Genomic DNA, 9500 nt, shown 5'->3' with positions numbered 1-9500 from the left:
AAAATACTTGACCGTTTCGACACTTTATGTAATGACATTACTAGAGGGCTGCCTGCGGAGATTGATATGCGTAGAAAACAATACGAATATTATAGAGATAAATTATTGACATTTAAAGAAAAGGAAACTAAAGAATAATTATCGCGTATAGCATGTTGTGTAAGATGAATCTGCATACTACATTGCTATATATAAAGCAAGTATAATAAAATTTAAGAGGTTATTTTTATGGAAAATAAAGAAAACATTGATATCATTAAAATGTCTGAGGAAAGTACTGTTGTTGCTAAATATATACCTGTAGAGAGAACAAGAACTAAATATCAAAGCGAAGAAGAACTTGAAGAAGAATTTATAAAACAGCTTACACAACAAGGTTACGAATATATAAATATTAAAAATGAGAATGATTTGATTAAAAACCTTAGAACGCAATTAGAAAAATTAAATAATTATACTTTTTTTGATACTGAATGGAATAGTTTCTTTAATTCTGCTATAGCAAATGGTAATGAAAATAATATAATAAAAAAAACTGAAAAAATACAGGAAAATTATATTCAATCTATAACTTTAGAAAACGGATACAATAAAAATATTAAACTTATAGATAAAGATAATATATATAATAATCATCTTCAGGTTATTAATCAATACAAAGAAACACTCTCAGAAAAAAAAGCAAGATATGATGTTACTATTTTAATAAATGGCTTGCCTATGGTTCATATCGAGCTAAAAAGAAGAGGCGTTAATATAAGAGAGGCTTTCAATCAAATAAGCAGATATGGAGAAGAAAATTTCTTGGCAGGTTCTGGGCTTTATCAATATGTGCAATTATTTGTAATATCAAACGGCACTAATACCAAATATTATTCAAACACCACAAGAGACCTTCATCTGGATAATACTAAGAATCAAGTTAAAACATCAAATACTTTTGAGTTTACAAGCTTTTGGGCAGATGCTGAAAACAAAATTATTCCAGATTTAGTTGATTTTACAAGAACTTTTTTTGCCAAGCATACTCTACTAAATATAATAACTAAATATTGTGTATTTACTTCAGATAAAAAATTATTAGTTATGCGTCCATATCAGATTGCAGCAGCAGAGAAGATTATAAACAAAATTATAATATCTGAAAATCATAAAATAAGATCCAAAAAAGAATCAGGCGGTTATATTTGGCATACCACAGGAAGCGGAAAAACCCTTACAAGTTTTAAAACTGCCACTTTAGCTAAAAATCTTTATTTTGTAGATAAAGTGCTTTTTGTAGTTGATAGAAAAGACCTTGATTATCAAACAATGAAAGAATATGATAAATACGAAAAAGGTGCCGCAAATAGCAATACTTCAACAAATATATTAAAAAAACAATTAGAAGATAATGATGCAAAAATAATTATTACTACCATTCAGAAATTATCAAGATTCATTCAGAAAAATGAAAATCATGAAGTTTATAAAAAGCATATTGTAATGATTTTTGATGAATGCCATCGTTCTCAATTTGGCGATATGAATGAAAAAATAAAAAAAACTTTTAAAAATTATAATATATTCGGATTTACTGGAACACCTATTATAAATAAAGATAAAGACCATGAAAAATATCCAAATCTAAAAACAACTGAAAATTATTTCGGAGAAAAACTTCATACCTACACAATAGTAGATGCTATTCGTGATAAAAATGTTCTGCCTTTCCGTATTGATTATATTAATACTGTAAAAGAAGTTAAAGATTTTGAAGATAAAAAAGTTGAGGCAATAAATACAGATGATATACTTTTAAATGATGAAAGAATAAGATTAATAGTAAAATACATACTAGATCATTTTGAGCAAAAAACCTATAGAAATGCAAATGATTCATGTTATAGTTATGATATTATTATGAATGTAGAGGCAATGGCTAAATCAAAGTATAACACTGTTGCAGAGATAAAAGAGAAAAAGACAGTTAAAGGCTTTAATTCTATTTTTGCTGTATCATCTATAAAAGCTGCCAAAAAATATTATAAAGAGTTTCAAAAACAAATAGAAGAAACTGAAAGAGAATTGAAAGTAGCTACAATATTTAGTTTTGTACAAAATGATAATAATAATAATGATGATACAATTCAAGAGGAAAATTTTGAAGCTAAAAACCTTGATAAAGATTCAAAAGAGTTTCTTGATAATGCTATAAAAGATTATAATAAAATATTTAAGACAAATTATGATACATCTGATGATAAATTTGAAAATTATTATAAAGATGTTTCAATGAAAATGAAAAATAATCAAATTGATATTTTAATAGTAGTTAATATGTTTTTAACAGGCTTTGATGCTCCTACTTTAAATACTTTATGGGTTGATAAGAAATTAAAAATGCATGGTCTTATACAAGCCTTTTCAAGAACTAACAGAATTTTAAACTCTGTTAAAACTTTTGGAAATATAGTTTCTTTTATAAACTTAGAAGAAAATACAAATAAAGCTCTTTCTGTTTTTGGTGATAAAGATGCTAACTCTATAGCATTATTAAGAAATTATAAAGATTATTTTAATGGCTACGATGAAAATGGCGAGCATGTTTTAGGATACGCAGAAATTGCTGATTTACTTAAAACTCAATTTCCTATTAATGAAGCTATTAGCACAGAAGAAGATAAAAAAACATTTATTAAATTATTTGGGGACTTCCTAAAAATAATAAATACACTCTCTGCTTTTGATAGATTTAGAGAAGACAGAGAAAAAATAATGTCAGATATAGATTTTCAAGATTATAGAGGAAAATATTCTGATTTATATATTGAATCTAAGCAAGATAAAAATAATCCTGAAATAGAAAATATTAAAGATGATGTAGTATTTGAAGTAGAACTTATCAAACAAATTGAAGTAAATATTGATTATATACTTATGATAGTGTCAAAATACAAAAATGAAAATAAAGATAAGGCTACTATAATAGAATATGTTAGAAAATTAATTAATGCTGGTATTGAATTAAGAAGTAAAAGAGAATTAATTGAAAATTTCATTAATCAAATGAATACTGATGAAACAGATATTCAAGAAGAATTCTACAAATATGTAAGAAAAGAAAAAGAAAAAGATTTAATAGAAATAATTAAAGAAGAAAATTTAAAAGAAGAAGAAACAAATAATTTTATAAAAAGCTGTTTTGAATATGGAGAAATAATAACTTCAGGAACTGATATTGATAAAATACTTCCGCCAATATCAAGATTCAGCAAGCATGGAAATAAAATTGAGAAAAAACAAATTGTTATAGAAAAGCTTCAATGTTTCTTTGAAAAATATTCAGGTTTAATATAATATATTCTAAATACTTTATTAAGCATATTATACTTTTCATATTAAAAAAATATAAAAAGTATAATTTTTATTATATTTTATTAACTGTTTAATTCTAAATGTTTAATAGCCCATTCGCTCATAAGTACAGAAGGCTGATACAATTTTGATTCATCTATTTCAAATTTGCTGTTATGATGAGCTATATTTTTTTCTGTAGCTGTAGAAAATAATATAAAAGCTCCTTTAATTTTATCTAAATAATCAGCAAAATCCTCACCTGCCATAGAAAGCTCATAATGAGAAGCCTTTTTAAAGTTGAGACTACTGCATACTTCATCAAGCTCTTTGTATATATCAGCATTATTGATAACAGGAGCACCACGCCTTTTTATTATAACTTCAGCTTCTGCCCTATTAGCACTAGCAATAGAATTAGCTACTTCTTTTATTCTATCAGTTATAAAAACTCTAGTATCTTCACTAAATGTTCTAAAAGTTCCTTCGATATTAACTTCAGACGGTATTATATTATACTGACTTCCAGCATGAACCATACATATAGAAATTATTACTGGATCAGTTGCAAGTATCTCTCTGCTTTTAATATTATAGATTGCCTGTATTATCTGGCTTGCTGTTAATATAGGATCAACAGAAAGATGAGGATAAGCACCATGTGAGCCTTTTCCTATAACCTTTATAAATATTCTATCATTGGAAGCCATTAAAGCACCTTCTTTTAATACAAACTCACCGCTAGGAACATTAGAAGCCAAAGTTCCTATATGAGTACCAACTATAGCATTAACTCCGTCAAGCAAACCAGAATTAAGCATATTATTAGCCCCCACTGCTAATTCTTCTGCTGCCTGAAAAACTAATCTTACAGTGCCTTTTATTCTTGATTTATTTTCACTTAAATAATAAGCAGCACCAAGCAGACATGCCGTATGGGCATCATGTCCGCATGCATGCATATTACCGTTTTTAGAAGCATAATCAAATCCTGTTTCCTATTCTATAGGCAAAGCGTCCATATCTGCCCTAATTGCTGCTATATTTTTTATGTTTTTATTATCATCATTATTTCCTATATCACATACAAGCCCGCTGTCGATTGAAGACTCTTTATAAGAAAGTCCTAATTCTTTTAATTTATTTATAACATAGTTTTTTGTTTGAGGAAGTTCTGTACCAACTTCGGGTATTTTATGCAAATCTCTTCTCATAGAAATAATAATATCATTTAGTTTTTTATAATCCATTTTTAATTAACCCTGCATCATTGATATTTTTTATTTTAGTATATTAAGTAATTACTATTAAGTCAATAATTATTACTAATATTATAATTTATAAACTTAAATCTATCATAAATCAATTCTAATTTTTATACCAAATAGGTGTATTATCATTCATAGCTGAACAGTAAAAAGCCATATACATCTTTGCATTTTTTGATAATACCCAAGAATCTAAATTCTGATTAAAACTTTCTGCCGCCCAAAACATACCATCAATATTTTTTACTTTACTAACATTCCAATTATTCAAAGGCTGATTAAAGACTTTCGTAAGCCTAAACATGTTTTCCATATTCGTAACATTAGAAACGTCCCAGTTATTTAAAGGCTGATTAAATTTTAAAGCACGGCAAAACATACTTTTCATATTTTTTACTTTAGACACATCCCAGCAAGATATATCATGATTAAAACTTTGAGCCCCTTCAAACATACTTATCATGTTTTCTACTTTAGATGTATCCCAAGTTTCAATACCGCTGAAATTTCTTAATATAGAATTCTCAAAAATTCCAGACATGTCAGTTATAAGACTTGTATCTATTTTATTAAATTTTACTTTTTTCTCTATTAAATCTATTAATTCTTCTTTTGTTTCTGGTTTATATTTTTCTCTAGTCATAATAATATATCCTTAATTTTTTTATAAAATAAAGTATTCTAAACTATTTTTCAATTTTTTATATAAAAATTATAAATTTATAAAAAAAAATATCAATTTAATAAAAAACCGATAACATTACTATTGACAATAATACTGTTTAGTGTATAATATTTTTCAGCAAATAAAAATTAATAATAGGGGGATTAACTATGAATGAACAATTAGAAGCTATTTATAACAAAATAGTAAAAAGAAATCCTGGAGAAGCAGAATTTCACCAAGCGGTAAAAGAAGTATTAAGTACTTTGGAAGTTGTATTAAAGAAAAAACCTCATTATGTTGAACAAAAAATAATTGAGAGAATGTGCGAACCTGAAAGACAAATAATGTTCAGAGTTCCTTGGATGGACGATAAAGGCGAAATACATGTAAATAGAGGATTCCGTGTACAGTTTTCAAGTGTAATAGGACCTTACAAAGGCGGACTTCGTTTTCACCCATCTGTTTATTTAGGTATTATTAAATTTTTAAGTTTTGAACAGATATTTAAAAATGCTCTTACAGGATTACCTATAGGCGGCGGTAAAGGCGGTTCTGACTTTGACCCTAAAGGAAAAAGCGATAATGAAGTTATGCGTTTCTGCCAAAGCTTTATGACAGAGCTTCACAGACATATAGGTTATGATATTGATGTACCTGCTGGAGATATAGGAGTTGGCGGAAGAGAAATAGGTTATTTATTCGGACAGTATAAAAGACTTAAAAATAGATTTGAACCAGGTGTATTAACAGGTAAAGGTTTAGGATACGGCGGATCTTTGGTACGTACTGAAGCTACTGGTTACGGACTTGTATATTTTACTGACCTTATGCTTAAAACTAATGGCAAAAATGGTTTTGAAGGTAAAAAAGTAGTTGTTTCTGGTTCTGGTAACGTTGCTATATATGCTATGCAGAAAGCTGCTCAATTAGGTGCTAAAGTTGTTGCTTGTTCTGACTCTAACGGGGTTATTTATGATGAAAATGGTATTAATTTAGATACTGTTAAACGCTTAAAAGAAGTAGAAAGAAAAAGAATTAAAGAATATGCTTCTGCACATTCTTCAGCTAAATATATAGAAAACGGAAATATTTGGGATATTGCCTGCGACATTGCTATGCCTTGTGCTACTCAAAATGAACTTAATGCTAAAAGTGCTGAAACATTAGTTAAAAACGGATGTATCTCTGTTACTGAAGGAGCTAACATGCCTGCTACTCCTGAAGCTGTTGAAATATTCCAAAAAGCTGGCGTATTATTCGCACCTGGAAAAGCTACAAATGCAGGAGGAGTTGCTACTTCTGCTTTGGAAATGCAGCAAAATGCTTCTATGGATAAATGGGATTTTGATTATACTGATAACAAACTTAAAAATATTATGACTAATATTCATAATACTTGTTATCAAACTGCTGAAGAATACGGCTGTAAAGGTGACTATTTGAAAGGTGCTAATATAGCTGGTTTTGTTAAAGTAGCTGATATAATGATACCTTACGGTTTAGTTTAATACTTTATAGTTTTTTGATAATGCTGTTAGTATAAAAATTACTGACAGCATTATGTTTTTTTAAAATAGTTCCAAAACAATCTAAATATAACTCATCAAATATCAAAAAATTATGCCTCTTTAGCTGATGCTATTTTACTGTAACCCTCCCAAGAAAATACAGCCCTTTCTTTATCATCAGCATATACTTCCTCAACATCGCATATATATAAATAATGATCTCCTGTTTCAATATACTCTTTTAATTTGCATTGTATTGCAGCGGCACTATGAAGAGGAACTTTTATATTGCTTGTAGGAATATCCTGCATTTCTATTTCAAATTTTGATATTTTATTAGTATCTCTTCCGCTATGCATGCCGCATTTCATAACTATTTCTTTAATATTATCGCTTGGAATTGTAATTACAACTTTTTTATTTTCTCTAACTAATTCACCGCTGTAAGAAGATTTAGCCATTGCATAAGCTATCATATTTGGATTGTAAGATAGATAAGTATACCAAGATACGGTTGCTAGATTTGTACTGCCGTCAGGTTTTTGAGTACATACTATTGCCACAGGATTTGGAGAAGTAATTTTTGAGGCTTTAGGTAAATTTATTTTTTCCATGAAATACTCCTTATTAAAAATATTTAAAATTATAATAACTTCATCATAAAAAACAAGTACGAACCAAAAAGTAAGAAACTAACTTTCAGTAAAGCATTAAATTAAGTATTAGAAATATATTTTTAAATGATATAGATTTATTAATTATACTTATAGATAAATAAAAAATGCAGTTAGTATTAAACATAGCCAACTGCATTAATTTTTCACATTTTAAATATTAGACATTTTCATTAAAAGTTTTTATAATATCTGAATACTGTCTGAACTTGAGAAGTCTAAATTTATAATTATAATTCTTTAATACATCTTGAGCTCTCTTTATAAACTCATCTTGATTGTATAAAAGCAAATCTATATATCCGCCAATTACGCCAAATGCATTACCCAATACTATACCTATTTCTTTACCGCTTCCCTTTTCACCCATAATACTTTCAAGTTCATCTGTAATTTTATTTCTTTCATCAAGGAGTTTTTTATTTATATCTTCATCTTCAAAATTATTATCTTTATTATCTGTAAATACATAGGCTAAATATACAGCTCTTGCCCCCATTTTAGAAATATTAACAACCGCATCTATATTATAATTAGCATAATCACTAATAAGCTCCATATAACAAGTATTTCCAATGAATATATCTTCTCTAAAGAAATTGTCTGTAGGTTTACACTCATAAACTGTATATCTATTAATAGGATCTACAATAATATCTTTATTTTTACTTTTTAAAGTATCTGTTATAAAGTCATAAAGTTTTGGAAGCTCTATCATGTTATCAAGTTTTTTATCACTTTTTTCAACATTTCCTAATAAATATAATTTTAATATATTCTCACCTATTGCATGCTCAAGCATTATATAAAAAGCATTATATGCATAATCTTCTTCTAATTCATTTAATTTTTTATTATAGAATTTCAAATTAAAGAAATTAGTATTATCATCATATTCAGCGTATACTAAAATTTCTTTAAAGCTTAAATCTTTATTATACATTTTGAAATTAGAATTAGTTATATCTTGCTTTGGCATATAAGGAGAAAATTTCCATTTGCTTTTTAATTTCTTAGGCATAGCAGCCACTACTTTAGGAGTAAGATAAAATAAATATTCCTTGCCTTCTACAGTAAATGTAAACTCATAATCACCGCCAAAACTAAACTGTAAATTGTTAGATATTAAAGCTACACCATCAGAAACAAATTCAATTATTTCATCTGATGACATATCAGATTTTTTATCTATAAAATCTGATATAACTTTCTCATTTTCTTCAAACCATTTCCAAAATCTATTAACTCTCTCTTCAAAATTTATTCCATCATCTCTGTCTTCTAAGCAAAGCATATAAAAATTATAAGCATCAATATCTTCATTATTCAAATCATAAGCCTTTTTAAAATAATTTTCTGCTTTTTCTTTATCTCCTTTATAATAATAAGCATATCCTACCCTATAATTCCATAAAGCATCATCAATGCCTTCTTCTCTTATATACATTAAATTATCTAATGCTTCATCATATTTTCCAATATTATTATAAGCTCTTGCAAGAAGACTAAAAAGTTCACTGCCTCTTTCTTCATTTGAGATTGCAGTTATAATCTCAATAATCTTTTCATGTTCATCATTTTCATGCAGTTGATTTATTTCTTCAATTATATTCATCATGTTTCCTCTTATTAATATTATATATTTCTAATTTCCACAACATAAAAAATTAAAATATAAAGTTATCATTCTATAAATTTTCTATTTCATCTATGCTCAATCCTGTATTATCACTTATAAATTTTGCATCCAAACCTGATTTTTTTAAACTTTTTGCTATAGATATGGCTTTATTTTTTTCTCCTTCTTCTCTACCTTCTTCTCTACCTTCTTCTCTACCTTCTTCTCTACCTTCTTCTCTACCTTCTTCTCTACCTTCTTCTCTGCCCTCTTCTCTACCCATTTTTATTCCTTCTTCTATTCCCAATCTTCTCTCCTCATCAAGCATTATTTGATTTCCATATAAATATGCTTCTTTTTTCTCATATTCCATCATCATTAATCTACTTTTAACAAAATTATTATATTTTTTCTGCACTTCTTCCATTA

General features: G+C 27.3%; 6 protein-coding genes and 2 pseudogenes. 2 read left to right on the top strand and 6 right to left on the bottom strand.

The window, feature by feature from the left end; genetic code table 11:
* Window positions 1–228 precede the first annotated feature (228 nt).
* Window positions 229–3339, top strand: a complete 3111-nt coding sequence (locus tag F811_RS0101160) for a type I restriction endonuclease subunit R (protein WP_020003477.1) — start codon at window positions 229–231, stop codon at window positions 3337–3339.
* 80 nt (window positions 3340–3419) lie between these two features.
* Here F811_RS0101160 and F811_RS15935 read toward each other — a convergent pair.
* The 3 genes and pseudogenes from F811_RS15935 to F811_RS0101150 form a co-directional block, all read right to left on the bottom strand.
* Window positions 3420–4316, bottom strand: a pseudogene (locus tag F811_RS15935) (M20 metallopeptidase family protein); the annotation flags it as partial.
* Between the two features lie 18 nt (window positions 4317–4334).
* On the bottom strand, window positions 4335–4586 hold the full coding sequence (locus F811_RS16905) for a hypothetical protein (RefSeq protein WP_020003475.1): 252 nt from the start codon (window positions 4584–4586) through the stop codon (window positions 4335–4337).
* 118 nt (window positions 4587–4704) lie between these two features.
* Entirely contained in the window at window positions 4705–5247 is a 543-nt protein-coding gene (locus F811_RS0101150; protein ID WP_020003474.1) for a BspA family leucine-rich repeat surface protein, read from the bottom strand.
* A 191-nt stretch (window positions 5248–5438) separates the two neighbouring features.
* On the opposite strand from F811_RS0101150, the gene gdhA reads away from it, so the two are divergent.
* The gene (gene gdhA, locus F811_RS0101145) at window positions 5439–6779 is read left to right on the top strand and encodes an NADP-specific glutamate dehydrogenase (RefSeq protein WP_020003473.1); all 1341 of its coding nucleotides are present in this window, start codon (window positions 5439–5441) and stop codon (window positions 6777–6779) included.
* 110 nt (window positions 6780–6889) lie between these two features.
* On the opposite strand, the gene F811_RS0101140 is transcribed toward gdhA, so the two are convergent.
* From F811_RS0101140 to F811_RS16670, 3 genes and pseudogenes are all read right to left on the bottom strand, one after another.
* A complete protein-coding gene (locus F811_RS0101140) occupies window positions 6890–7393 on the bottom strand; it encodes a flavin reductase family protein (RefSeq protein ID WP_020003472.1) in 504 nt (167 codons plus the stop codon).
* Between the two features lie 220 nt (window positions 7394–7613).
* Window positions 7614–9071 (bottom strand): tetratricopeptide repeat protein, encoded by a 1458-nt coding sequence (locus F811_RS0101135; protein ID WP_245555818.1) that lies wholly within the window; start codon window positions 9069–9071, stop codon window positions 7614–7616.
* Between the two features lie 70 nt (window positions 9072–9141).
* Window positions 9142–9500 (bottom strand): annotated as a pseudogene (locus F811_RS16670) (Rpn family recombination-promoting nuclease/putative transposase); the annotation flags it as partial.

Source organism: Brachyspira innocens ATCC 29796 (assembly GCF_000384655.1).
GTDB lineage: Bacteria > Spirochaetota > Brachyspiria > Brachyspirales > Brachyspiraceae > Brachyspira > Brachyspira innocens.
This window is presented reverse-complemented; position numbering and strand designations above follow the sequence as displayed.

What these genes read in the sequence shown, in the direction of transcription:
- F811_RS0101135 (WP_245555818.1), bottom strand. Translation starts at nt 9,071, where the DNA reads ATGATGAATATAATTGAAGAAATAAATCAACTGCATGAAAATGATGAA.
- F811_RS0101150 (WP_020003474.1), bottom strand. Translation starts at nt 5,247, where the DNA reads ATGACTAGAGAAAAATATAAACCAGAAACAAAAGAAGAATTAATAGAT.
- F811_RS0101160 (WP_020003477.1), top strand. Translation starts at nt 229, where the DNA reads ATGGAAAATAAAGAAAACATTGATATCATTAAAATGTCTGAGGAAAGT.
- gdhA (WP_020003473.1), top strand. Translation starts at nt 5,439, where the DNA reads ATGAATGAACAATTAGAAGCTATTTATAACAAAATAGTAAAAAGAAAT.
- F811_RS0101140 (WP_020003472.1), bottom strand. Translation starts at nt 7,393, where the DNA reads ATGGAAAAAATAAATTTACCTAAAGCCTCAAAAATTACTTCTCCAAAT.
- F811_RS16905 (WP_020003475.1), bottom strand. Translation starts at nt 4,586, where the DNA reads ATGGATTATAAAAAACTAAATGATATTATTATTTCTATGAGAAGAGAT.